General features: G+C 30.7%; 24 protein-coding genes. 8 read left to right on the plus strand and 16 right to left on the minus strand.

The window, feature by feature from the left end:
* Positions 1-213: 213 nt before the first annotated feature.
* The gene (locus tag LGK97_RS15735; RefSeq protein WP_226260702.1) at positions 214-1038 is read right to left on the minus strand and encodes a GNAT family N-acetyltransferase; all 825 of its coding nucleotides are present in this window, start codon (positions 1036-1038) and stop codon (positions 214-216) included.
* Positions 1039-1408: 370 nt separating this feature from the next.
* On the opposite strand from LGK97_RS15735, the gene LGK97_RS15740 reads away from it, so the two are divergent.
* Complete coding sequence (locus LGK97_RS15740) at positions 1409-1675, plus strand: type II toxin-antitoxin system Phd/YefM family antitoxin (protein WP_226260703.1); 267 nt, start codon at positions 1409-1411, stop codon at positions 1673-1675.
* Complete coding sequence (locus tag LGK97_RS15745; RefSeq protein WP_226260704.1) at positions 1668-1973, plus strand: type II toxin-antitoxin system RelE/ParE family toxin; 306 nt, start codon at positions 1668-1670, stop codon at positions 1971-1973. The genes LGK97_RS15740 and LGK97_RS15745 overlap by 8 nt, the downstream gene beginning before the upstream one ends.
* 214 nt (positions 1974-2187) lie before the next feature.
* Here LGK97_RS15745 and LGK97_RS15750 read toward each other — a convergent pair whose 3' ends face one another.
* The 10 genes from LGK97_RS15750 to LGK97_RS15795 form a co-directional block, all read right to left on the minus strand.
* Positions 2188-3228 (minus strand): DUF5700 domain-containing putative Zn-dependent protease, encoded by a 1041-nt coding sequence (locus LGK97_RS15750; protein ID WP_226260705.1) that lies wholly within the window; start codon positions 3226-3228, stop codon positions 2188-2190.
* 280 nt (positions 3229-3508) lie between these two features.
* The gene (locus LGK97_RS15755) at positions 3509-4507 is read right to left on the minus strand and encodes a hypothetical protein (RefSeq protein WP_226260706.1); all 999 of its coding nucleotides are present in this window, start codon (positions 4505-4507) and stop codon (positions 3509-3511) included.
* 150 nt (positions 4508-4657) lie between these two features.
* Entirely contained in the window at positions 4658-5710 is a 1053-nt protein-coding gene (locus tag LGK97_RS15760) for a site-specific integrase (protein WP_319001575.1), read from the minus strand.
* A 208-nt stretch (positions 5711-5918) separates the two neighbouring features.
* A complete protein-coding gene (locus LGK97_RS15765) occupies positions 5919-6806 on the minus strand; it encodes a hypothetical protein (protein WP_226260707.1) in 888 nt (295 codons plus the stop codon).
* A 457-nt stretch (positions 6807-7263) separates the two neighbouring features.
* A complete protein-coding gene (locus tag LGK97_RS15770; protein ID WP_226260708.1) occupies positions 7264-8007 on the minus strand; it encodes a flavodoxin family protein in 744 nt (247 codons plus the stop codon).
* A 36-nt stretch (positions 8008-8043) separates the two neighbouring features.
* Entirely contained in the window at positions 8044-8358 is a 315-nt protein-coding gene (locus tag LGK97_RS15775) for a hypothetical protein (RefSeq protein ID WP_226260709.1), read from the minus strand.
* Positions 8359-8384: 26 nt separating this feature from the next.
* Positions 8385-9197 (minus strand): prolipoprotein diacylglyceryl transferase, encoded by an 813-nt coding sequence (locus LGK97_RS15780; protein WP_226260710.1) that lies wholly within the window; start codon positions 9195-9197, stop codon positions 8385-8387.
* A 16-nt stretch (positions 9198-9213) separates the two neighbouring features.
* Positions 9214-9681, minus strand: a complete 468-nt coding sequence (locus LGK97_RS15785) for a DUF4395 family protein (RefSeq protein ID WP_226260711.1) — start codon at positions 9679-9681, stop codon at positions 9214-9216.
* A 16-nt stretch (positions 9682-9697) separates the two neighbouring features.
* On the minus strand, positions 9698-10300 hold the full coding sequence (locus LGK97_RS19970) for a methyltransferase family protein (RefSeq protein ID WP_226260712.1): 603 nt from the start codon (positions 10298-10300) through the stop codon (positions 9698-9700).
* Positions 10287-11681 carry a radical SAM protein gene (locus LGK97_RS15795; protein WP_226260713.1) on the minus strand — a complete coding sequence of 465 codons (1395 nt, stop codon included), beginning with the start codon at positions 11679-11681 and terminating at the stop codon, positions 10287-10289. The genes LGK97_RS19970 and LGK97_RS15795 overlap by 14 nt, the downstream gene beginning before the upstream one ends.
* 354 nt (positions 11682-12035) lie before the next feature.
* Here LGK97_RS15795 and LGK97_RS15800 point away from each other — a divergent pair, with 354 nt between their 5' ends.
* The 6 genes from LGK97_RS15800 to LGK97_RS15825 all read left to right on the plus strand — a co-directional run bounded on the left by LGK97_RS15800 (position 12036) and on the right by LGK97_RS15825 (position 19997).
* A complete protein-coding gene (locus LGK97_RS15800) occupies positions 12036-13466 on the plus strand; it encodes a TldD/PmbA family protein (protein WP_226260714.1) in 1431 nt (476 codons plus the stop codon).
* Positions 13466-14770: a metallopeptidase TldD-related protein gene (locus tag LGK97_RS15805; RefSeq protein ID WP_226260715.1), complete on the plus strand. Its 1305-nt coding sequence runs from the start codon at positions 13466-13468 to the stop codon at positions 14768-14770. Before LGK97_RS15800 ends, LGK97_RS15805 begins: the two co-directional genes overlap by 1 nt.
* A 207-nt stretch (positions 14771-14977) precedes the next feature.
* On the plus strand, positions 14978-15997 hold the full coding sequence (locus LGK97_RS15810; protein WP_226260716.1) for a LacI family DNA-binding transcriptional regulator: 1020 nt from the start codon (positions 14978-14980) through the stop codon (positions 15995-15997).
* Between the two features lie 148 nt (positions 15998-16145).
* Complete coding sequence (locus LGK97_RS15815; protein ID WP_226260717.1) at positions 16146-17900, plus strand: ABC transporter ATP-binding protein; 1755 nt, start codon at positions 16146-16148, stop codon at positions 17898-17900.
* Positions 17839-19638, plus strand: coding sequence for an ABC transporter ATP-binding protein (locus LGK97_RS15820; protein WP_319001576.1), 1800 nt, complete (start codon positions 17839-17841; stop codon positions 19636-19638). Before LGK97_RS15815 ends, LGK97_RS15820 begins: the two co-directional genes overlap by 62 nt.
* A 146-nt stretch (positions 19639-19784) precedes the next feature.
* On the plus strand, positions 19785-19997 hold the full coding sequence (locus tag LGK97_RS15825) for a helix-turn-helix domain-containing protein (protein WP_226260718.1): 213 nt from the start codon (positions 19785-19787) through the stop codon (positions 19995-19997).
* Between the two features lie 59 nt (positions 19998-20056).
* Here the strand turns inward: LGK97_RS15825 and LGK97_RS15830 are convergent, their stop codons facing one another.
* From LGK97_RS15830 to LGK97_RS15850, 5 genes are all read right to left on the minus strand, one after another.
* On the minus strand, positions 20057-20731 hold the full coding sequence (locus LGK97_RS15830; RefSeq protein WP_226260719.1) for a CPBP family intramembrane glutamic endopeptidase: 675 nt from the start codon (positions 20729-20731) through the stop codon (positions 20057-20059).
* A 192-nt stretch (positions 20732-20923) separates the two neighbouring features.
* Positions 20924-21922 carry a LacI family DNA-binding transcriptional regulator gene (locus LGK97_RS15835; protein ID WP_226260720.1) on the minus strand — a complete coding sequence of 333 codons (999 nt, stop codon included), beginning with the start codon at positions 21920-21922 and terminating at the stop codon, positions 20924-20926.
* A 228-nt stretch (positions 21923-22150) separates the two neighbouring features.
* Positions 22151-23059, minus strand: coding sequence for a ribose ABC transporter substrate-binding protein RbsB (rbsB, locus tag LGK97_RS15840; RefSeq protein ID WP_226260721.1), 909 nt, complete (start codon positions 23057-23059; stop codon positions 22151-22153).
* A 20-nt stretch (positions 23060-23079) separates the two neighbouring features.
* Positions 23080-24009, minus strand: a complete 930-nt coding sequence (locus LGK97_RS15845; protein ID WP_226260722.1) for an ABC transporter permease subunit — start codon at positions 24007-24009, stop codon at positions 23080-23082.
* Between the two features lie 73 nt (positions 24010-24082).
* Positions 24083-25588 (minus strand): sugar ABC transporter ATP-binding protein, encoded by a 1506-nt coding sequence (locus LGK97_RS15850; protein ID WP_226260723.1) that lies wholly within the window; start codon positions 25586-25588, stop codon positions 24083-24085.
* Positions 25589-25668 lie beyond the last annotated feature (80 nt).

A 25668-nucleotide genomic window follows, 5' to 3' on the forward strand; every position in this document is an offset into this window, starting at 1 on the left:
CATGCAAAGCGAACTGGAGTATTTTGTTATACGGAGTTTAGCCACTACACTTTGAGCAATACTTACTACATTTTTCTTAAATATGATTTATATTAAATAATAATTTGAACTCACTTTATTACTAGATTAAATAATTTTAGAGTGATTAACTTTTGAATAATCACTTATAATAATTTTAAAATGCCAAGTTTTAATAATAAAACCACATAAATACTAAAGAAACATCCCAATTGATGACTGTGTCTCTTCATGAAACTTATATCCTAAACTACTATAAACCGATGATGCTCTTTTATTTGCACTCCACACTTCCAAGCTTGATTCCTTGATACTCAAAGCTTTTAAATCTTTTAAGGCTCTAAGTATTAAATTTTCACCAATACCTCGGTTTCTCCATTCCTTTGAAACAAATAAATCGTCTATCCAACCATACTTAATGTTTGATTCATTTTCCTTTATAATAATTATGATATTACCTAGGATTTCACCTTCATGCTTGGCTGCTATACTGAACCACTCATTTTCGATTTTTAATTTTTTTAAATCCTCTAAGGAATAACCTGAAATAAATACTTTATTTTGCTTTTCTACTAACTGGATTATCTCATCTTCGTCTATAAGTTCAAGTTTAACAAAATCAATGCCATTAATATCTGTAATCTCGAAATTTTCCTCAGTTATATCTTTTTTTATTATATGCATACCCTCATCATGATTGAAGCCTTCTTTAGATGAATAATATGCAATATTCTCTTTGTTATCCGAAAAACAACAATGATATACCCTTACATCAATATCTTTGTTTTCTTCTTTTATAGCACGCGCACGCTTCATTATTTCATCAAACATTTGATCTTTTAGCTCAACCTTATTTGCAACATCTGTCACCTCAATATCAATATAAATATTTAATCTAGGTTTTTCAGATAAATCTGAGTCCATAAAAGGTGAAATTACAGCTTCACCTACTAAGCTATTATCTTTGTCATAAGCTTCTAACATATGTTTTCTTTTACTATCTCTAATTTTATATATCATAATATCCCCCTATTTTTCAACTTAATTTTCTGGAAGTTTGTACCTAACCTCGCGCTTAATAGATTACATTCAGAAATATATATAACTTATGATGAATCATTTTTTGTTCTAAATTCCGTATAACGTTTTTAATTGCTGATACCGAGATACTTAGCCAGACTTGGCTTAGTATCGCAGGTATGCCTTGGCTATCTTCACAAGCCAAGGTGAACAGCAAATTTTTGTTATCGGAAGTCCTCCGCTCACCGATAAATATTTCATTATTTTAATATACCTTTTATTAAATTTGCTGAATAAATCAATAGAGATTATATCATAATAATGATATAATAGTGATAAATCAACTATACTTTTAGAGGAAGTGATTAATTTGCCTATAATTAGACCAATTTCTGATTTAAGGAATAACTTTAATATGATATCCGATATATGCCATACTAATGCAGAACCCATCTTTATCACTAAGAACGGTCATGGCAATATGGTTATCATGAGTCAAGCGCTTTATGAACAACAACAGGCCCTTATTGAATTATATCAAAAGCTTGCAGAGGCTGAGTTTGAAAGCCAAACGACTAAAACAAGAATTTCACATAAAGACTTAATGGCCAAAATGAGGGCTAATATAAATGAGTAAAAAGTACAGAATAGACTACCTGCCAATAGCAGAAAAAGATCTTTCAGATATAATTGAATATATTACTCTTGACAGTCCACAATCAGCGCTGAAGCTTCTAGAAGAGATTGATGAATCAATCTCTAAGTTAGAAGAATTCCCTTTTATGGGCATAAATCTTAAAGATACTCGCCTACAACGATTTAACTATAGGGTTGTTGTAGTAAGCAGTTATTTAGTTTTCTATGTGGTAAAAGATGAATATGTTGAAATTAGACGTATACTTCACGGAAAACGCAAATATCAATTTCTTTTATAAGTTTGATACTACTACTACTACTACTACTACTAGATTTCCGATAACGTTTCTAATTCCCAACGCCGAGAAGCTTAGCGAGACTTCGCTTTGCTTCGCAGGTGTAGCTTGGCTATCTTTTTAAGCCAAGCTGAATGGGAATTTTTTGTTATCTGATGGGATATGTTCTCCGCTTATTTTAATCGTTATCTCTTACCCAACAACTGCTTATTGAATACTATATGAATAAATCTGTTCTTCCAATTTCTTTTAATGCGCTATTAAATATCTTTGGAAATTGCTTAAGATTTTTTAGTGTATCAAATACTTTCTCTCTGCCATATACATCATGAATTAATCCCCACACTTCATTACCAAAGGAGTAATTTCTTGTATGCTTAAGCTTAGGTACTTCATTTCTATCTTGCTCTTCAGTATAGGGGTTCATCCAATAATCACTTATATATTTGTTTAAGTCATTAATATCTTTTATTTCTCCACTTCTAATCTTACCTATTTGTGACTTAAAGTTTGTATATATATTGTGAAAATCCTTTGATAAGTAGTCCCATGTAAATTCATCTAGTCCAATGTTTGCTGTATCATCGTATATCTTTTTTGTTAAAACGCCTTCGCCATTATTACAATACTTAATTGCTAATCCTTCTCCAGCAATAAATAGATAGAGAAATTCTTCAGGTGAAATTTCGGTTATATCTAAATTCTCAAACATTTTATTAAATCCAATATGATGACACTCGTGGGCTATTACAGTAGGTATACTATCAATTTCTTCTAAGAACTTAACTAAATCAAAGTGGGAGTAATTTTTATAAAACCATCCCCCTGATGCCCCTAGACCAATGGAGAAAATAAGATTTAGTTCATCAAATCTTATATCGTCAGGTAATCCCATATGTGTATACTCTAGGGCTTTCCTAATATCATCCTCGGTAATATTTTTTATATTATCAATTTTTTTCTCATATATATCAATATTATCAAAGAAATGTTTCAACTGGCTATACCTATTCCTAAGCATCTTTTGCTTAATATTACTTTCCTCTAAATCAAAAAAATTCATAAAGAAATCAGCATATTCTTTCTTAGAAAATTTCCCATTTGGTCCACATTCATTATTATATCTTTCAAATTCTACTTGATAATCCTTATGGTCAAGTAGTGCTTCAAGTTCGTTTCTCTTTAATTTTCCTTCCTTGTGCTTTTTGCATAATTCAAACATCCTAGGCGCTGTTTCATAATTTATGTTTATTTTCATAGTATCTCCCCCAAAAAAGATTATATATTTTTATATATTAAATATAAGAAGATTTTTTAATATCAACATGTACTCTCCCTTTTTTAATACATAATATCCTACAGATGCACACTATCACTTTTTTTCGTAATGGAACTAAACTCTCACAAACATATCCTTTCAGATAACGTTTCTTATATCCGACGCCTCTGAACTGGACCCTCGTAGCCCTTCTCCCTGACGGTGCTTGCACCCAGTGAAGAGGTGTGCGTAGCGAACGGAGATATTTTGTTAAGTGAAGTTAATTATCGTCCCCTTTACGATGAACATCAAAAATATCATACATACTTTTTCTGTTTGGATCATTATGCAAATCATATCTAATGAAATCCCATGAACTTCTAATTTTATTCGTCTCTGACCATAACTGTACAGCTGAATTACCATCAAATTCTAAATCAATTTCAACAACTAAATTATTATAGTCCAAATCATAGTATTGAGAATATCCTTTGTGGCCCTCATCTGGAAAGTTCTCAACAAAGTTAACATTATAAGGTGGCTTAAAGTAGTTAATCATTGCTGCCTCAGTTATATTAATTACTTGATTATACTTCAATGGATTATTCATGACTTCATTGAAATGTCTTTCATCTTCATCTTTTGTTGTAGAGTAAACACCACTTAAGCCATCAAAACTTATCTGCATTTGTGGTGTAAATTCATATAGAAAAATATATAGCCGCTTATCAGGATGTGAACTGTGATAATCTGTTAATATCTTCTGGAAAGTTGAGTGAGATTTCAACCTGTCTGTAGCTAACCTCTCTCCATCCTTACCAAATGCCTGACCTACGTATAGAACTTCAAGTTCCAATATACTTCTTGTATTTGAGATATTTAGTATTCCTTGTGCATCTAGTAAAAATTTATTGTTCCTCAAAGTCTTACCATAGGTAATTAACCATACACTATCTGTAATTTCTATAATCATATTGTTATAAGGATACTTAGTACTGATGCTTAGTTTAGTATGATCCAAGTTCGGATCTAACATAATATCGCCAACTTGAATCTCTTCAAAGTTATCTTCTACTTGCTTTTCTATTCGTACTCGTAATCTGTTCTTCTCTTGAACTATTGAGTCATGCAATATTCTCATCTTAGGCGTTGCCATAATACTATAAATGTGATAACTTCTTCCATCATTGACGATATCAAGATGTTCAACCGGTATTATAGTTTTAAAGCTAGTAAATACATTAATTCTGAATTCAGATAAATACTTCCTTATCTTCATCATATTCTCCCTTTCATAAGCAGATAATTAATTTCACTTAACTCTTATCACCACGACACCAATGTCTGGGTATCCCTAAAAAACATACGGATTGCCGACGTTGGTGTCGTGTAATACAACTCTAGCTGTAGTTATAACATCCGGCATTAATTATTTCTTTGTTAGTTTATCAAGTGGACTTTGTATATTACTTATGCTCTTTTGTGTAACATGTGTGTAAATCTCTGTAGTTTTAGAACTGGAATGTCCCAGTAACTCCTGGATATACCTTAAATCTATTCCACCTTCGAGTAAGTGAGTTGCAAAAGAGTGCCTTAATGTGTGTACAGTTGCTTTTTTTGTTATTTTTGCTGCAATACATGCATTTTCAAATATTCTCTGCACTGTTCTTTCCGTTATATATTCCTTACTATTTTGCCCTGGGAACAGCCACTTTTCAGGTTTATATAACTTATAATATTTTCTAAGCTGCTCTAATGCAATTTCTGACAAAACTGTGTAGCGGTCTTTTTTGCCTTTTCCTTGCACAACATGAATAAGCATCCTTTGGCTATTTATATCCTGAGATTTAAGTTTTATAACTTCCCCAACTCTTAAACCTGCTGAATATGTCAGAAATAAAATGGTTTTATGCTTTTCATTTTTTAATGAGCCTAATATTTTTGTTACATCTTCAAAGCTTAAAACATTGGGTAATTTGTTTTCTTTCTTTGGTCTAGACATTAATTCTATAATCTTATTCTGTCTTAATACCTCATTGCATAAAAATTTTATAGCACTTATAGCTTGATTTACATAGGAATGTGATAGTTTTCCACTTTCAAGTAGAAACAATGTATATTGTCTTACATCTTGATTTTCTATTTCATCTAAATTTTTATTTATAAAACTAGAAAATCTTTTTATGTGTGACATATAAGATTTTTTTGTTTTAAAACTATAGCCCTTGAGCTTGATTTCTTCTTCCATTTGCTTATATATATCTTTATTTCGTAAGTTAGTTTCAATATCAATATTTTTTTGTTCATTCCTAAATAAATCTTTGAGCAATAAGAGATTTTCTTCTGTAAATGGCATAGTCCATATTTTTTCAGTTACATTCCATTTATAACCTTTTATACTTTTGACTTTTGCTATTCTTTCTTGTGAATAATCAAATGATACAATTAGTTCATTCTGACGTTTGGATATATTGACGCTCATGGCAATACCTTCTTTCTATAAGATAAGAACATATGTTCATAACCTTATAGTTACCAAAGCATAAGCATATTATACCATAGATTTCAATTTATGTTCATTGAAAAGCAGTATATATTCCAATTAAAATGTAATATTGTATTATAATAGAAATAACCTGGTTTAACTTTTGTTAAATCAGGTTGTTTTTGAGATTAAATAGCTTATTTTTTTATTTATTTTTTATTTCTGTAGACATAGCTTCTTTTCTATTCATTTCAAAAATCATATTTTTAAATTTCTCTGTCACTTCCTCTTTTTCCTTTAATAAATTATTAATTCTATCACTATAGTTCTCGTGTAATTCCTGTATTTTAAATTGCTGTTCTTCTTTTAATTTTAAAATTTCATTAGACATTTGAAGCTTTGTTCTTTCCTTTTGCATTTCTATATCTTGTATAGCTTTAATTTGTAGTTCATCTATTTTATTTTTAGCAGATTCCTCTAAGGTTCCTATTAGTTTTTTTAGTCTATCTTCATCATTTTTTTTAATTGATAATTCATTATAAAGCTTTTGGTTTTCTATTTTTGATTTATCTATATCTATCTTAAGCTCCAAAATTTCATCCTTGTATTTGATATACTCCTCATTGATAGCTGATAACTTAACTATCTTTTCTTCTTGCATATTATTTAGAGTTTTTAAACTTTTAATGTTTTCTTGTAGTTCTTTATTTATATGTTTCGCCTCAGCTAGCTCTTTTCCCAGGGAGTTTATCTTTTTATTATCTTCCTTTAATAATGTGATTTCCTCTTTTAGTTTTTCAATTTGTATATTATTATCTATTAACTCACTTTTATGAGTATTTTTTAGTTCTAAAGCTTTAACATTATTTCTTTCTACTATATTTATATAAATATCCGCCATTCTACTGGTTATTGTTTGTAACTCTTTTATATCCTCGGACATACTAGTATTTTCTTCTCTTGCCCTATTTAATTCATAGTATTTAACTACCTGTTCCATTAACTCCTTATTGTTTATACCCTCATTCTGAGCTAATTCATTGAATTTTTGTTTAAGTTCATCGCTGATTCTTACACTTAATATTGCATCCATGGTTTATTTCCCCTCACAACTCTGTATTTTTGATTATTTATAAAGTAAATATAACTTATTTCAATAAACTTATATAAATATATTCGTATAAAAGTTAATAATTTCATATAAATTTCAATTTTTATATATTGTATACATGTGTACACCTATGTTTACTAACATAATCGTATTGTAAACATTATGTTTACAACTTAAGTATACCATATGATCAATAAAAATGCATATAAAATTTATAAAAAAAAGAGTGATTTCCAGTAAAAACAAAACCATTCAATATAACTTTTATTATATTGAATGGTTTTGTTTTCGTTAATTATGAAAATTTCTAGTTATTATCGTAAAATAACATGATAAGTATAAAAGAGCATAGGAAGAATGCAGGAAGAATGCAGTAAGAATTCACTAGGATTAAAGTTAATATGAAACACAAAAAGAGGAAGCACTTAGGTTCTTGTAATTATTCTTCGTTTACATTTTTAATCTTGCTATATAACATTTTGTGGAACAACTTAGAAACTGTTTTTTTAGTTAATATTACTTTACAATCATAAAAGTATGACTTATCTAACCAACCTTTTTCTGCCCAGTACGTATTATCTATCGGAAAAAGCTTTTGTGCCATCACCCTTTGAACTTGAAAAGTTATTAATTGATTAAGTTTAGGCTTATAATCTTTTTTAGGTATAGTTAAGTGTTTTAGAAAGCTGCTATATTCTTTATATAAAATAGGATCTTTTAATGTAGTTACTTTTCGCCCTATTTTATTTGTAGGAAATGCGCCCCACTGAATCGAAATATTTTCAAGATAGCTCAAAGTATTTTTTAACCCAGATGCCGCAGTACTTGCCAGTAACAAAATAGGCTTGCCCTGTAGTTCTGGTCTATGGAACCAACTACAAGTTCTATCCACGAAAGTCTTTAGAGTACCTGATAGATTGTTTAGATATACAGGGGTACTCAAAATAATTCCATCACATGACTTTAGTTTATCCATTAGTAGTTGTGCATCATCATGTATAACACACCCTCCATGGATTAAGCAATGCTCACAACCTAGGCAAGGCTTAATATCATACTCAAAAAGATTCACTATTTCTACCGATATATCATGTTTTGATAATGATTCTTTTAAATTTAAAATTAAGTTATAAGTATTCTTTTTTCTTTTACTACTATTAATTGCAATAACTTTTCTAACCAAACGCAAACACCACCTTATATATTAATGATAATTATTTTATAATACACCTAGAGATATAAAGCATGCTCCAAAAAGTAATAATATCAATGTCAAAGGTATTATTGTTGCAAGAAGTATTTTACCAACTATTGGGCGTTCTTTTCTAATGAATTTTACCGACAAAAATGTAGCACAGGATATTAGAATCAATACAATAATAGAAGTTATTCCTAACTTTCCAATATATAAAGTTGCAATCATTGATAAAATGAGTAGGAGAGATAATCCTAGACCTAAAAATATATCTCCCCATGGGCTTTTTTTAGGAGGTTTTAAGTTTGGATCTTGTTGATTTTCATTATGCATACTCATGTTACTACACTTCCCTTCTTTTATATCTAATTAACTACACTAGATTTTCTCTTAAATGAGGATAGTAAATATTTCCTATTAATAAACAGTAATCCAACGATACAAAGTATCTGAAAATCAGTGAAAATAATGAAGGACACTTTTTCAACTCTTATAAATTCTAATAGGAATCTGAAACTAAGATATCCATTTAAAAAAATACTGTAAAGTTGACCTGGATTTACACCTTTTCTTTTTCTTATAGATAAGTAAATAACCATAACAATATCAAATATTATTTCATATATTTGAGTAGGATGTCTTAATATATGATCTCCAAAATCAATACCCCATCTTAAATGCGTTTCTTTTCCATAGCAACATCCACGTAACAAGCAACCTACTCGGCCAATTGCCATTGCCACCGTTATTGGAATTGCTAACTGATTTCCCATTCTTTCTTTAATATTAAATAACCTTTTAGCTATTAATATACTTACAGTTCCCCCAATTAATCCACCAACTATAGTTCTTCCCTGAAGTACAGCATTAATAGAATTTGTATTGGAATTTAGTTCGTTCCAATACATAAATATAAGAGGTAATTTTGCACCAATAGTTCCACCTACTATTCCAAATAAGGCAATATAAAATGCATTTGAACTTTTAATACCATCTTTTTTAAGTTGCCAAACATATATCAAAATTCCTGTTAATAATGCCAGAAATAACATTACCGGATATGACTCAATAGGAAACTCTCCTATTTTAAAAAGTACAGGTTTTAACCCCCATGCTTCGTTTTGAGGAGCCTTTAACTGTAAAGGCAAAGATTTAAAAAAATTATTTAGATTCAACAATAGCTCACACCCTATTCTATTTTGCCTTGTACTGCTTTACTTTGCTACCTACTCTGCAGCATTGCCCATTTGGATTGGTTAGACATCCATAAAGTTTCATAGCACCACAAAATCCAAATGATGCAGAGGTCTTTAATACTGCCAATATTCCAATTAATATCCATCCAGTCAAAGGATGGATAAAAAAAAGAAATAACAGTGATATTCCAGACATTACCGATCCTACAATATGAGCAAAACAAACTGCTTTTTCATCTAATATTTCTTTTTTAGAAGGAAACAGCTTATCAATGCTATGGGTATAAAGAAAAACTAAAGGAGCATTTTTTACTTTTAATATTGCAGATAATATAAGTATTGAAAAACCAAGTACTACCAATAATTTACTATGTAGCATTAACGAAAGCCAAAATATCGCTGCCATTGTGTATTTGCAGAAATTAAAGGCACAATGGGAAACTGCAACTGGTCTACACTCTTTCATATAATCAATCCTTTCCCTATAGTATTTTCGGAAAAAACATTCCAGTTGTTTTTTTATATTCCTCGTATTCATCAAAATTTTGAATTAATAGGGTTTCTTCTTGTTTTGCCCTATAATACATAAAAGGTATAAATATAAATGTAACTGCTAAAAAACATAATAAATTTCTATAAACCAAACATGCACCGTAAAACATCAACATAATGGAAGCGTATAAAGGATGCCTAACAATTTTATACATTCCATTTTGAACCAAGGTATGTTCATCGTATATTTTTATATGGTTAGCCCAATTACTACCCAAATTAAATCTACCCATTATATTAAGAATACATCCACCTACAATAGCTACTGTACCTATAATAATAAGAATATTTTTAAGGTCCATATTATATACAGGAATTACGCCTATTTTACTCATAAGCAGCAAATAAAAAACAAACAAAAACACTGTCATAGTACCTGTTTCTACGATAGACTTCTTTTCTTTTTTTATATGTTCATGTCTTGTGTATAATGTAAAGTCTATAAGTATTGAAAGAAATAAAGCTATTACACTACTACATATAATTAGTTGAATTATAAATGAGAACATATTCGGGATTTTAATTTGTAGCACTATTACACCTACTTCTATGAATAGTGTTATAAGCTGAAAATGGTATTTTACGCAAATCTTCTGTTACCACATGAACACATTCCTTCTGCATTGATCTAGTATCAAAATTGTAAGCATCTACAAAGGAGCTTACACTAATTCTAAATGTATTCTCATCTACATATTCCATTTTCTTTTCTTTTGATTTCATAAAAAAGTTCAATGGTACAATTTGTTTAAAGTCTTTTAGAAATTTTAAACAGTCACAAGTGGTTTTTATATCAGTTATGCTTCCACCTGCATTTTTTAATGCATCTTCTATAGTAAATACAAAGGTATTATTAATTAGGTGAAGATACTCCTGTATTTTTGCATTCCTTGTTATTGGAGTAAATCCACCCTTCGAGGTTTTGTACATATAGGTGATTGCTACTCTTTCGCTGTCACATGGAAGTGGAATAAAATCATCCATTTTAAGCATTCCTGCAGATTGCTTCTCCACTTTCTTTAATATTCCCGAAAGTGTAGTTCTATTACTTCTATTTATATGGTCCATCCTGCCAAAAAAGGCTGCTGGTTGAAAATTAATGCCGCGAACATAGGGAGTGTTAATACCAAAAGTAAATATTTCACCAACTTCATCATCATTCACTCCTGCAGTAATTGTAGAAACCAAAGTTGTAGGTATTTTATATTTTGATAAATTTGATAAGGCCTTTTGCTTAATACGCAGTAGATTCTTCCCTCTTAAGGTATTGTAAGTTGATTCTTTAAAACCATCAAATTGTAGATAAACCTCAAAACCTCCCACAAATTGTTGTAACTCTTTAACAAATTCTTCATCTTCAGCAATTCTTACACCATTGGTGTTTAACATTACATATTTAAAGTTTTTAGATTTAGCCATTCTTATGATTTCTATAATATCGGGATGGATAGTTGGTTCTCCACCACTTATTTGCAATATCTCCCCTTGTCCATATTCTGAGTCTATAAAAAAATCCATCATTTTTTCTATTGTATCTATTGGCAAAAATTCTCCTTCGCCTGCATTTGCAAAACATAAGGGACATTTCAGATTACACTTTGTGGTTATCTCTATTAGACATATGCATCCATGTTGGTCATGTTGCTCACAGATTCCAGATACTCCGCAATCATAAGGACACCCCTTTTCTGCTTTTGAATAAATCTTCATTGGTGTTCCAGGTTTATCATACTGCTTTTTCTTTAAATGATAATCAGCCACTTCCTCTAATAACTCCATTTGTTCACCATGATTAGGACAGTATTTTAGTAAATAAACCATTTTATCCTTTAAAATAATCTTTGCAGGAACCATCTGAAGGCATTCTGGACATAAACTATTAGTAAATTCATGGAAAATATAGTCTCTGTTCATTAATTTACCCCTCTCAATTTATATGTTTTATGTAAGTTGTATATAATATTCATTAATAACATTCAGAACAATTACAATATTCTAATTTACTTAATTATACACAAGATTAATTTATATATCAAATATTCAATATGATTACATATAAAATGATTTATTGATGTTGATTTAATAATTGCTCATGGTTTCAATTTTATGGATTTAATTATAGTACTAGTATATAATTAAAATTAAATAGGCTTTTACGAAGGAATAAATAGCAATACACTATTTATCATAAAGTTATATTTGTAAACGTTTATATGACAATTGGAGAATTTTATAGCAAAGCAAAGGAAATATTGGGGGGGTAATTTAATGAAAGTATCAATGTCGAGTTTTTTAATAAGTCAGAAACCTATTTTGAAAAAAATAATAAACATTCTTTCTGAAAACTATAAGTACGTATCAATTTTGGGAACTGATACTAAAGGAAAAATGTATAATGTGCAAAGAACTGGTATAGATCTAAGTGATTCCTTTTGGTCAGAACGTGGTTTTGTTATAAGAGTTCATAATGGTGTAAACTACTCTGAGTTTTCTTTTAACGAAATAAGCGAAGAGAGTTTAAATTCCATTGTGGATGAAATACACTTAAAAATGGCTACCACTCTTGAATCTTTGAAAAGTGCTTCAATAACTGTAAATCCTTATGATTTAATAGAGGAAACTTTAATCAAGGAGCAGTTTTTAGGTGAGGTCTTAGCACTACCGTCAACTTTAACGTCAAAAGAAAAAATAGAGAAAATGTGTTTTATTAAAGATACTGCTTTAAGCTTATCTGAATTAATTGTAGATTTTAAAGTAGCTTATCATGAAGTTCATGTATCGAAAATATTTATTTCTAATAAGAAAGAACTAGAACAATCCTATATATGGAGCGAAGGATATCTAGTAAGCATAGTACGTAGAGATGGAAATACTAAATATGCACATAGCTCTTTTTCTGGGTTAAAGGCTGTAGAATTGCTTGATGAGATGACAAGTAACATAGAAAAAGCAGTAGATACTAGTATAAAACTTTTAGATGCTAAGAGCATAACACCTGGGGAATATGAAGTGATTTGTTCACCAGAAATATCAGGATTAATAGCTCATGAAGCTTTTGGACATGGAGTAGAAATGGACATGTTTGTAAAGAAAAGAGCTAAGGCTTTAGAATATCTAGGTAAGGGAGTAGCGTCAGAACTAGTTACAATGCATGATGGTGCTACGGCAGCTAATAATATGTCATCTTATTTGTTTGATGATGAAGGAGTACTTGGAACAGATACTATTGTTATAGAAAAAGGAATACTTAAAACAGGAATCTCGGATATATTATCCGCGCTTAATCTTGGAACTAAGCCCACTGGCAATGGCAAAAGACAATCCTTTGAGAGAAAGGCATATGCAAGGATGACTAATACCTTCTTTACTGCTGGAAAAGATACTTTAGAAGATATGATAGCTTCTATAAAGTTTGGTTACCTTTTAGATGGAACTATGAGTGGTATGGAAGATCCTAAGAACTGGGGAATTCAGTGCATGATATTAAAAGGCATGGAAATTAAAGATGGAAAACTAACTGGTGAAATAGTATCACCTGTAATTATGACAGGGTATGTGCCTGATGTTTTAGAATCCATATCTATGCTATCACAAACTGTTGAATTGTCGGGTTCTGGGGCTTGTGGCAAGGGATATAAAGAATTAGTTAAAGTTTCAGATGGTGGCCCATATATAAAAGCAAAAGTGAGGTTAGGATAATGATAGAAAGAATTAAAAGTCTGATTGCAGGTTGTTCAAAAATAGACGGTTATAAGATAATAGAGAATAAAATAACTGCTAGCGAACTTTTCTTTGTAAAGAAAGGTTTAGATATGTATAGAGCTAAGGATGTTCATAATTTTAATATAACAATTTATAAAAACTTTGAGGAAGAAAATGTAGCCTATACTGGCTCCTCTTCTGCTGTGATTCACCCTACTATGAGTGATGAAGAAGTCCTTTCAGTTATTGAAGAAGCTTCCTTTGCAGCAAGCTTTATAAAAAATAAATATTATCCTTTAGCGGAGCCTTCAGATATCGTTCAGCCTGAAATAACAAGTAACTTTTCTGAAAAGCCACTAAGTGAATGGCTTCCTACATTAACTGATGCTCTTTACCATTCAGATATTTATGATAATGGAGGAATAAATTCTTCGGAAATATTCCTTAATAGGGTCTATACCCGTATCGTCAATTCAAAAGGTGTAGATGTATCTTTTAATACCTATAAGGGAGAAATAGAGTTTATAACTAATTGGAAAGAAGATACTGAGGAAATTGAACTTTACAAACATATAAACTTTTCGGATATGGATTATGACTTAATAGATGAAAAAGTAAAAGAGATGCTTATTATTAGTAAAGAAAAAGCAATAGCATCCCCTACTCCAGCTCTTGGCAAATACACCGTGTTATTAAATGGGGCACCAGTAATAGAACTATTAAATTATTACTTAGCTAAAGCCTCAGCTAAAACTGTATATAATGGAATGTCCAGCGCAAAAATCGGTGATAACATTCAGGGAAACGATGTATGTGGTGATTTAATAACAATTACTTTGGACCCTTTTATGAAAAACTCTACTAAATCTTCTACCTATGATGCCGATGGTTTTCCATTGAAATCTGCTAAGATATATAACAACGGTATTTTGAATATGTATCACGGTGATATTCGTCATTGTCATTATTTAAATATAGAGCCTACAGGAACTATATCAAATTCTATTATAGAAGGTGGCACGTGCAGTATTGATGATTTAAAAACAGATTGCTACCTAGAAATAATAGCTTTTTCTGATTTTCAAATGGATACTTTAACAGGAGATTTTGCTGGTGAAATTAGGTTAGGCTGGTACTTTGATGGTACAAGTACAATTCCAGTTACTGGTGGTTCTGTATCTGGTAACATTAAAGATTTACAAAAATCAATGTATTTATCCAAAGAACTTCAAAGGGATAATAATTTTGTTGGTCCTAAAGTCATCAAGCTTTTAAATGTAAGTGTAGCTGGAATCCAGTAAAACCTAAAAATATAAGTAAGTTGTTAAACTTGGATCTATAGTATAAATGCAAGTAAGGAGCGTTTATATTATAGGTCTTTTTTTTAAGATTTTAACTCAACGTTATAAATATATATTTGTAACGTTATAAATATATATTATAAGCGTTGTATTTATATCCTTAATTACTTATAATAGAATTAGAACATAATCTTGGGGGTGAATTATTTGAGTAATAAAGTGACCATAGCCGATATTGCCTCTGCTTTAGACATATCGGCTATTTCTGTAAGTAGAGCTTTAACCGGCAAAATTGGTGTTGGAGAAGATTTAAGAGAAAAGATATTAATGAAAGCAAAAGAAATGGGATATATAAAGAATACAAAACAAACCACTTATAAAATTTTGGTGCTTCATCAAAGACCTCTTGTGCAAGATAACAGCAATTTTGCTTATATGATTCAGGGAATTGAACGTGTATTGCAAAATATAGATATACCTTATCATACAGAGTTTGTAGATAAGGAAAACCAGGATATGATGCAACTTCCACATAAACTACTAAAGGATAATAATTTTGATGGAATGATCCTTATTGGAAAGTTTAATGATGATTATATAGATCTTTTAAAACAGAAAGTTAAAAATCATATCTTTTATACGGGTTACTCCCCTTCTTGTGATGTTGATAGTGTTTGGTTTAATTTCAACAATGGAGGTTACAAGCAGTGCGAATATTTGATAAAAAAAGGACATAGAGATATTGGATTTTTAGGTAGGCGTAGCATTTTGTTTAGAAATAAAGAAAAGGTTCTTGGGATAACATCAGCTCTTGAAGAGTATGAAATAACTATGATACCAGAGTTTTTTATATATATTGAAGAAAATTTCGAAGAAAACTTTGAAGCTTCAGTTATGAATCTACTTTCAGCCAAGCGTAAACCCACAGCAATAATATGTCAGGGTGATTTTATAGCTGTAAAATTAATTAATCTCCTTTATAAAAAAGGAATTAAAGTTCCAGAGGATATATCAATAATCAGTAGTGGTAATACAGAAATGGCTTCAATGACCATTCCAACACTTACAACCTTAGATTTAAACATTGAATATTCATGTAGCATTGCAGTAGAACTACTTTTAAAAAGGATTAATAACCCAGATAAACCTTGCGAAAGCATAACTATCAATAGCACATTGGTTCTAAGGGAATCTGTTAAATCATCATCTGCGATGCTGCAACATTAACAACTTTGTAAGCAAATTTAGATTGTCACCAAAGCAACCTTTCTAGGCTTCAAGTCTGCCACTTATAGAAGATGTAAGTCTTGAAGCTTCCAAAATGTTGTTAAAGACTTAACCTGATTTTATTAAATTCATAAAGGAGCGGGGTTAATTGGGAAAGAGTATAATAGTAAAGTTTATAAAACAACATAAAATATCCTATATTATAGGTATTTTGTTTATGCTTTTAACATCATATATTCAGTCGCTTTTCCCTAGAGTTCTAGGTGATACAATTGATATATTGAAAGCTGATAATTTTGTTTTCGGCGTTGTAAAAACTAAAATAATGTATATACTTTTAATTGCAATTGGAACATTTATTAGTACTTATGTATGGCGAAATTTAATTGTAGTTAATGCTAGAAATCTTGAATGTCACCTTCGTGAAAAACTGTATGGACAATTCCAAAAATTATCTCCTGAGTTTTACAACCAAAGAAAAACTGGGGATTTGATTGCTTATGCCATCAATGACGTTTCTGCGGTTAGAATGGCATTAGGACCAGCAACAGCTATGACAATAAATATATTCCTAATATGTGGCATTTCTATTTATTCAATGTCAAAGATTGTGAATTTAAAATTTACATTGATTGTACTAATCCCCATCCCCTTTATCATATTTTTTATGCTAAAAATAGGGAAACTTGTACAAAAGCAATTTAGAAAGGTTCAAGAAAATTTTGCTTCAATATCAGGTAGAGTTCAAGAAAACATAAATGGAATCAGAGTAATAAAGTCTTATGTTCAAGAGGAATCAGAAGCTAAGAAATTCGAAGTGCTAAATGACACTATGATGGATTCTAATATCGATATGGTAAAGATATCTTCCTTTATCTCCCCTGTAATTGAAATCTCCTTTAGTATCAGCTTTGTTATGAATCTTATTATTGGTGGTAACATGGTGTTAAACGGAAAGATATCTCTAGGAGATTTTATCGCCTTTAATGGATACTTAACTATGATTATGAGACCTATAATTTCCATAGGTCGAGTTATAAACATATTCCAAAGAGGCAGCGCTTCAATGAAAAGATTAGATGAAATATTTAATGTGGAGCCTGGAATTCAGGATGGAGTAAAAATGATAAATAGCACCATAGTAGGTGAAATAGAATTTAACAACTTAAGTTTTTCTTATGGTGATTCTACTAAAAAAGCTTTAGACAATATTAGCCTTAAAATACCCAAAGGCCATACTATAGGAATTATCGGAAAAACCGGCTCGGGTAAAACCACTCTTTCGAACCTATTATTAAAGCTTTATATGTCATCTCCGGGAGAAATATTTATTGACTCAGTAGACATAACAGATTATTCTCTAGAAACCTTGCGTAGCAGCATGGGGTATGTACCACAGGATAACTTCTTATTTTCTGCATCCATTAAAGATAATATAAAGTTTTTCAAAGATGAGTATACAGATAAAGAGGTTGAAGAAGCAACGAAAAAAAGTGCTATATATCAAAGTATTATAGATTTACCTATGGGATTTGATACCATTCTAGGAGAGAGAGGCGTTAATTTATCTGGAGGTCAAAAACAGCGTATTTCAATAGCAAGGGCTATTATTAAAAATCCACCAATACTTATTTTAGATGATGCCCTTTCAGCAGTGGATACTATTACTGAATCAATACTTCTAAAAAATATAAAGAAATCAAGAATAGGAAAAACTACAATAATTATTGCTCATAGAATTTCCACAATAAAACATGCAGATTTTATTATAGTGCTTGATAAAGGCATGATATGTGAAAGCGGAACTCATAATGAGCTCCTAGAGAAAGGAGGCTTATATTATGAAACTTACAAGTCCCAACATAAAAATGGACAAGGAAATTATCAGGGGGAAGCTTCATAAAGTTAATAGTTTTAAAAGACTTTTATCTTTAACAAGGCCACATCTTAAAAAAATAATTTTAGCAGCACTATGTGTAATGATTGTAAATGCGGCAGAACTTTTAAAACCCTTTATACTAAAGGTTGTTATAGATGATTTTTTAATAAAGAAAGTAGCACAAAGTGGTGCCTACTCTATAACATCTATGGCAATAGCATATTTTATTATTGTGGTTGTTGGAGGGTTATCTTCCTTTACTCAAGTAAACTTAATAAATAAAGCTGGTCAAGAAATCATGAGAAATCTTAGACTAAGAGTATTTAGGACTATACAACTTCTTCCAATACCCTATCTTGACAAAACTTCATCTGGAAGACTAATAACAAGAGCCACAAATGATGTAGAAGCTTTAAGTGAAATGTATACCGACGTAATTATTAGTCTGTTTAAGGATGTCTTCTTACTTATAGGAATTGTGTATGTTATGCTTGCACTCGATGTAAAATTGGCTCTTATATCCTTTGCAGTTGTGCCTTTGATGTTTTTTATTGTTTTTATGTTAAAAAACAAGATTAAGAAGAATTTTTCAAAAATGAAAAGCTTAATTGGTAGAATTAATGGATTTATGGCAGAAAATATTTCAGGGATGAAAATAATACAGATATTCACAGCTGAAAAGGAAAAGAATCAAGAGTTTTTGAAGTTAAATGATCAATATTTTAAAAGCACAGTATTTCAAGTTAGAATGAACAGTATATTAAGACCAGCGGCGGAGATTTTTCAGAGTCTTGCAATTGCAATTATACTTTGGTATTCCATGAGTAAAATCGCTAACCATACCATAGAAATAGGTGTACTTTTTGCTTTTACCACTTATATAAAACAATTCTTTAATCCAATTTCTGATCTTGCAGATAATTATACTACTATTCAATCCGCTTTGGTTTCAGCAGAAAGAATTTTTGAACTTCTAGATGAAGAAGATAACCTAGAAGACTTAGATGAGGGTATGAGCATAGAAGATTTAAAAGGAGATATAGAATTTAAAAACGTATGGTTTTCCTATAATAACTCAGAGTGGATATTAAAGGATGTAAATTTTAAAGTTAATAAGGGCGAAACCTTTGCTTTTATAGGAGAAACTGGTGCTGGAAAGACTACCATCATAAGTCTTATAAGTGGTTTTTACAAAATACAAAAGGGGGAAATACTAATCGATGGAATTAATATAAATGATTTAAAAAAGAAGGATTTAAGAAAAAATATATCCGTTGTGCTCCAAGACGTATTTTTATTTTCAGGAGATATAAAATCTAATGTTTTGCTTAATGATAATATAAGCGAGAAAATACTAACTGAGTCTCTTAAAACTACCTGTGCTATAGACTTCGTAAATGATTTACCAGGTGGAATCCATGCAGCAGTTATGGAAAGAGGCGCTACCTTTTCAGCAGGTCAGAAACAACTTTTATCATTTTCCAGAGCCCTTGCTCATTCACCATCTATATTTATATTAGATGAAGCTACTGCTAATATTGATACACATACAGAAAAGCTAATACAAAAGGTAATCGAAGAAATGGCTGAGGGTAGAACTACCCTTATTATTGCACATAGGCTATCAACTATAAGAAATGCCGATAAAATTGTAGTTCTAAAGCATGGAGAGATTATGGAAATTGGAAATCATGATGAACTTATGGACATCAATGGATATTATAAAGATATGATTCAAGGCGATATGAAAGTCGCAAATTGAGGATGTAATTCTTTTGACAAAAAATACAGAAATTTCACGTAGCTTTTCTTTATATTCATGGTATAATTAAGTTGTACAATTTAATAAGATATAGATAACAACTTATAATTATCATTTATTTTAGAAAACTATAGGGGGGTTTTTATATGCTTAATGGTGCTAAGATTAGAGAATTAAGACTAAAGAAATCTTTAACAAGCAGGGATATATCAACTTTATCAAAAGAATTAAATGTACATGTGTCACAAACTTATTTAGAAGAACTAGAACGTGGAAGTAAGAAAAATCCATCCTTTAATATTATTGAAACTATCGCAATTATTTTACGAGTTAACATAGACGAACTTAGAACCAGTTGAAATAACCTCAAAAGGCCAATTAACTATAATTAGTTAATTGGCCTTAATTTTTTTTAAAATTAAACTATTCCAAACATTTTTAGCCCAATTAAGATAATTGCACTGTCTGCAAGAATGTGAACTATCCAAGAGTTTATGAAATTATTAGATTTTGTATCAAGCCAGCAAAATACAAAACCTATGCTAATTAGTCCTATTAGCGCCAGCCCTACTAATCTAAGATTAAACCAGGTTTTAAAAATCCCAATATGATATAACCCAAATAGAAGTGAAGAATATATATATGCAATTTTTTTTGATTTAAGTTCATACAAATTTAGAAAGATAAATCCTCTGAAAAAGTATTCTTCTACAAAAGAATTCCCTAAAGTTATATAAAGTCCAACAAGAATAAAACTGTTCGCAGTAATCCTTGACTTACTTTGAAGATCCTCTGATATACCCTGTAGATTTATAATATTTCTGAGTACATAGAATGCAATTAGTATTATAAGAAAAGATAGTGCTCCAAATAAAATACCCATCTTTAGATGATTTTTATCTATGCTTTTCTTGTTTATAGATTTTGATAGTGGTTGTTTTTTGATAAACTTCACGTAGATGCACGGGATAATAATGAAAAAGAAGAGCTTTATTACAGTTTTAACTACATAATTAACTACTAGTACTTGCTCTACGAAATATAAAATAATGCAAGCAATTAAAGAACTCAAAATAATATACCTTTTTTTCATATTAGTTCCCTTCAGTCCCCCCATCATATAATTTAATTAAAGATTAATAATTATGCAAATTTCATTGTTTTGAATAAATAATTTTTTATGAAAAATTTTATAATTAATCACTAAACCAAGAAAATATTAACTAATATTTCCAAGGAAATAATTCCATAATTGTTGTGTATCTTTTTATGTAACCACTATACCTTATGTAGTTCCTCTAACAATAAGCTCTGTTTTAAAGTAAACTTGTTTTTCAACTGGCAAATCCCCATTTATTACTGCTATCAATAAACTGCAAGCTTTTTTACCCATTTTATAGATAGGTTGTGCTATTGTTGTAAGTTCTGGTTCTATAACCTCTGATATATGAATGTTGTCAAAGCCAATTATTGATACATCTCGTGGGACTTTATATCCATGTCTAAGTAAAATTTTCATTCCGCCAAGTGCCATCATGTCATTACTATAAAATATTGCATCTAGACTTTTAAAAGTATTTATTATTCTTTCAGTGGCTAATACTCCACCTTTAATATTAAAGTCTCCCTCAAATACATTCCTTTTATCATATATTCCATAATCTTTCATTGCCTCAATATATCCTTCTAGTCTTTGCTTTGATACTTCTACATGTTCGCTTCCCTTTACAAAAACTATTTTACGGTTCCCTTTATCATATAAATATTTAATACCATCTTTTACACCCTGCTTATTTAAGCAAAATACTCCGTAATCCTCTTCATATCCTTCAATATACCTATCAACTAATACAAAAGGAACATTGTTGTTTTTTAATATAGTTATGCTTTCATTACTTTTGCCACCAGACATAAAAATAATTCCATCTATAAGTTTACTTATAAGAAGTTCAATATATTTTTGCTCTTTATCTATATCATTATCTGTATTACATATTATTAAATTATATTCTAATTTCTCTGCCTCATCCTCAATAGCTCTTGCCATTTCTGAGAAAAAGGGATTTGTGATATCAGGAAGTATTACCCCAATAGTACCGGATTTCTTTGTGCTAAGACTTCTAGCTATTGAATTAGGAATATAACTCATTTCCTTAGCAATTTCAAGCACTCTTTTTCTGGTTGCATCACTTATACTGTTATCCTTTCTATTCATAACCATGGAAACTGTTGCCTTTGAAACCCCAGCCATTTCGGCTATATCCTTCATTGTTACCTTATTCATAATTCTCCTCCGATTTGTAGTAACCACTCATTATAGATTAACAAACTATTAGTTGTATTCTATTATCTATGTAAAAGTATAATTTAACATTAAGTTTAAAATCGTAATCACTTAAAATTATACCAATATATAATTGATATTGAAACACTTTATAAAGATATAACCCAGAGGATAATCCCCTGGGTTATATCTCTTATATTAAATTCTTAGGGGCGTAATTTAAATTTGTTATTTTTTTATAAGAAGAAGTTCTACTGGAATTTCTTTTTCAACAGTCTCACCTTTTGCAACTTTTACAGCATTTTCTACTGCAATTTCTCCCATTAAATCAGGTTTTTGTGCTATTGTAGCTGCCAGTTCTCCACTTGCAACAGCTGCTTTTGCGTCATCATTTCCGTCAAAACCTACAATAATCACATTTTTATTTGCTGTTTTAATTGCTTGTATAGCTCCAAGAGCCATTTCATCGTTATGTGCAAATATTGCATCAAAGGTTGGAGTTGCTTGAATTACATTTTCAGTAACAGTTAATCCCTTTTGTCTGTCGAAATCTGCCGCTTGACTAGCAACAACTTTAACACCGTCTTTATTATCTACTATATTGTGAAACCCTTGACCTCTATCTCTTGTAGCAGAAGCTCCTGGAATACCTTGCAATTCTACTAGGTTTCCCTTTCCGCCTAATTTTTCAAGTATAAATTCTGCTGCCATTTCTCCACCTTTTACGTTATCAGAGGCAATGTGAGATATAACTTCTCCACCATTGGCTTTTCTATCCACGGTTAAAACTTTTATTTTCTTATCATTTGCTACTGCAATTGAGTTAGCAACCGCATCACTATCTGTTGGATTGATGATCAGAACCGATATACCTTGCTGAACTAAATCTTCTACATTAGCTCTTTCTTTTGTAGCATCATTTTGTGAATCAAGAACTATAATTTCATATCCAAGTTCCTTTGCCTTCTTCTCTGCGCCTTCTTTCATTGATACAAAGAATGGGTTATTAAGCGTTGAAAGTACTAACCCAATTTTCTTTCCACCTTCAGCGGCTTTTTCAGCAGCACAACCAGTAAGTGTTCCCATAAGTAGCATTGTTGATAAAACCATTGATAATAATTTTGATCTTTTTTTCATTAAAATCATCCTCCATTGTTTTATTTATTGTTTTTCTTAACCATTACGGCTAATAAAATAACTAACCCCTTAACTATTGCTTGATAAAAAGGAGATACATTAATAAGATTCAATCCATTATTAAGTACACCTATTATTAAGGCTCCTATCATTGTGCCCACTACACTTCCTGCTCCACCTGCAAGGCTTGTGCCACCTACTACTACGGCTGCAATAGCATCCAGCTCAAAACCTACTCCAGCATTTGGAGAAGCTGACCCTATTCGACTTGTAACAATTATTCCACTTAAGGCTGCTGCAGCACCACTGATAACATATACAAGTGTTTTAATTTTGTCAGTATTAATACCTGATAACCTAGCTGAATCTTCATTTCCTCCAAGTGCGTAAACATATCTACCATATCTAGTTTGACTCAAAATATAAAATGCTAAAGCAAAAACTATAACCATAAATACCACGGGAACTGGTACACCTAAAATCATTTTATTTCCTATACTTGAAAAACTTTGCCCAAGGCCTGAAATGGGAGTACCATTTGTATATACATAGGTTACGCCTCTAAAGATAGTCATTGTAGCCAGTGTAACTATGAACGCTTGTATCCTACCTTTTGAAATAAGAGCACCATTTATAAGACCAATTGCGCAGCCAATTGCTATTGCAACGATTATTGCCAAAAACAAGTTTCCTGTTGACTTCATTATACTGGCAGCAGCAGCTCCGCTGACAGCAAGTATGGACCCCACTGATAAATCAATCCCTCCTGTAAGGATTACAAAGGACATCCCTACAGCTATAACTGCATTTACTGAAACCTGAGTTAGTACATTTTTAATATTTGCTACGGTTAAAAATCTAGGTGTAATAAGTGATATAACTATGCATAATACTAAAAGACCTATTAAAGATTTATACTTTATAACTATATTCTTCAAATTAATTTTCACAATATAAGCTCCTTCCTTGACGAATTTCTCATATAATGAGTCTTCTCATTATATGAGAAATTCATTTAAAATACTAATTTGTTATGCCTACAGCATACTTCATTATTGCTTCTTGTGAAGCTTCTTCACGACTGAGTTCACCAGATATTGCTCCTTCGTGCATGACTAAAACTCTATCACATATTCCGAGTATTTCAGGCATATCCGAAGATATCATTATAATTGCTTTTCCCATGTTCTTTAGTTCATTTAAAACCTCATAGATTTCCTTTTTAGCACCTACATCTATGCCTCTAGTTGGCTCATCTATTATTAGTACTTTGGGAGCAAGCATAATCCATTTAGCCAATATAACCTTTTGCTGATTTCCTCCACTTAGGTTTTTAATTAACTGATCAGCACTGGGAGTCTTTATAGAAAGTTTCTTTATATATTCTTGTATTACTTTAGCTTCTTCTACTTTATTTATGCGTTTAGCTCCATTTTCATATTTTTTAAGATTTGCTAAAGTCATGTTGCTTCCTACTGACATACCTAGAATAAGACCCTCTTTTTTTCTGTCTTCAGAAAGATAGCAAATTCCTTTTTCAATTGAGTCTTTAGGGGAGCATATATTAGCTTCTTCACCATCAACAATTATCTTACCAGAAGTTTTTTTATATTCTCCGATTATTGTTTTTGCCATCTCAGTACGTCCTGAACCCATAAGTCCTGACACACCTAGGATTTCTCCACTCTTTGCTTCAAAACTAATATTGCAAACCTTTTCACCAAAACTTAAATTTTCTACTTTAAGAATAGTATGACCTTTAGGTGATTTTCTATATGGAAACTGTTCTTCTAGTTTCCGACCCACCATCATTGATATTAAATCATCTTTAGTAATGTCTTTTGTAGTAACATCGGAAACATGCTTACCATCTCTCAAAACTGTTATTCTATCGCAGATTTGAAATATTTCATTTATCCTATGGGAGATGTATATTATTCCCATGTTTTCGCTTTTAAGCTTGCTAATTACTTTGAAAAGATTATCTGTTTCAACATCAGTTAACGCAGTTGTAGGCTCATCCATTATTATTAATTTCGAGTTTTTAGACAGTGCTTTCGCAATTTCTATAAGTTGTTTTTCGCCTACATTCAAATCCTTAACTAAGGTATCTACATCAACACTAAAACCAATATCTTTAAGTAGAACTTCTGACTTTTTTTTGAGCTCTTTCTTGTTTATTCTTCTTGTTACTCCATTAAATCCTTCATTCCCTAAAAATATATTTTCCCATACACTTAAATTAGGAAGTAGGCTTAGTTCTTGATGAATAATTGCTATTCCATGTTTTTCAGCGTCCTTTATACCGTTTATTTCCACTTCAAAACCTTGAATATTAATGCTTCCTGAATCCTTATGATATACTCCACTTAAAATTTTCATTAAGGTAGATTTCCCTGCCCCATTCTCTCCTAGGAGAGCTAAAACTTCTCCACTAAAAGCTTCTAATCTAACATCATCAAGAGCTTTTACACCTGGAAAGGCTTTTGAAATATTTTTCATCTGTAGTAGAGGCGTTACATTAGCCATTGAATTTCCTCCTCAAAACTTACTTATATCTCTCTATATTTAAATCATCACCTGTGGTGCTGTAATATTAACGACTTCAA

Origin of the sequence: Clostridium sp. CS001 (assembly GCF_020443565.1) — a bacterium.
Taxonomy (GTDB): domain Bacteria; phylum Bacillota; class Clostridia; order Clostridiales; family Clostridiaceae; genus Clostridium_AD.

What these genes read in the sequence shown, in the direction of transcription:
- LGK97_RS15785 (WP_226260711.1), bottom strand. Translation starts at nt 9,681, where the DNA reads ATGAAAGAGTGTAGACCAGTTGCAGTTTCCCATTGTGCCTTTAATTTC.
- LGK97_RS15850 (WP_226260723.1), bottom strand. Translation starts at nt 25,588, where the DNA reads ATGGCTAATGTAACGCCTCTACTACAGATGAAAAATATTTCAAAAGCC.
- LGK97_RS15765 (WP_226260707.1), bottom strand. Translation starts at nt 6,806, where the DNA reads ATGGATGCAATATTAAGTGTAAGAATCAGCGATGAACTTAAACAAAAA.
- LGK97_RS15795 (WP_226260713.1), bottom strand. Translation starts at nt 11,681, where the DNA reads ATGAACAGAGACTATATTTTCCATGAATTTACTAATAGTTTATGTCCA.
- LGK97_RS15750 (WP_226260705.1), bottom strand. Translation starts at nt 3,228, where the DNA reads ATGAAAATAAACATAAATTATGAAACAGCGCCTAGGATGTTTGAATTA.
- LGK97_RS15775 (WP_226260709.1), bottom strand. Translation starts at nt 8,358, where the DNA reads ATGAGTATGCATAATGAAAATCAACAAGATCCAAACTTAAAACCTCCT.
- LGK97_RS15735 (WP_226260702.1), bottom strand. Translation starts at nt 1,038, where the DNA reads ATGATATATAAAATTAGAGATAGTAAAAGAAAACATATGTTAGAAGCT.
- LGK97_RS15755 (WP_226260706.1), bottom strand. Translation starts at nt 4,507, where the DNA reads ATGAAGATAAGGAAGTATTTATCTGAATTCAGAATTAATGTATTTACT.
- LGK97_RS15825 (WP_226260718.1), top strand. Translation starts at nt 19,785, where the DNA reads ATGCTTAATGGTGCTAAGATTAGAGAATTAAGACTAAAGAAATCTTTA.
- LGK97_RS15830 (WP_226260719.1), bottom strand. Translation starts at nt 20,731, where the DNA reads ATGAAAAAAAGGTATATTATTTTGAGTTCTTTAATTGCTTGCATTATT.
- rbsB (WP_226260721.1), bottom strand. Translation starts at nt 23,059, where the DNA reads ATGAAAAAAAGATCAAAATTATTATCAATGGTTTTATCAACAATGCTA.
- LGK97_RS15835 (WP_226260720.1), bottom strand. Translation starts at nt 21,922, where the DNA reads ATGAATAAGGTAACAATGAAGGATATAGCCGAAATGGCTGGGGTTTCA.
- LGK97_RS15760 (WP_319001575.1), bottom strand. Translation starts at nt 5,710, where the DNA reads ATGAGCGTCAATATATCCAAACGTCAGAATGAACTAATTGTATCATTT.
- LGK97_RS15745 (WP_226260704.1), top strand. Translation starts at nt 1,668, where the DNA reads ATGAGTAAAAAGTACAGAATAGACTACCTGCCAATAGCAGAAAAAGAT.
- LGK97_RS15820 (WP_319001576.1), top strand. Translation starts at nt 17,839, where the DNA reads ATGAAACTTACAAGTCCCAACATAAAAATGGACAAGGAAATTATCAGG.
- LGK97_RS15805 (WP_226260715.1), top strand. Translation starts at nt 13,466, where the DNA reads ATGATAGAAAGAATTAAAAGTCTGATTGCAGGTTGTTCAAAAATAGAC.
- LGK97_RS15800 (WP_226260714.1), top strand. Translation starts at nt 12,036, where the DNA reads ATGAAAGTATCAATGTCGAGTTTTTTAATAAGTCAGAAACCTATTTTG.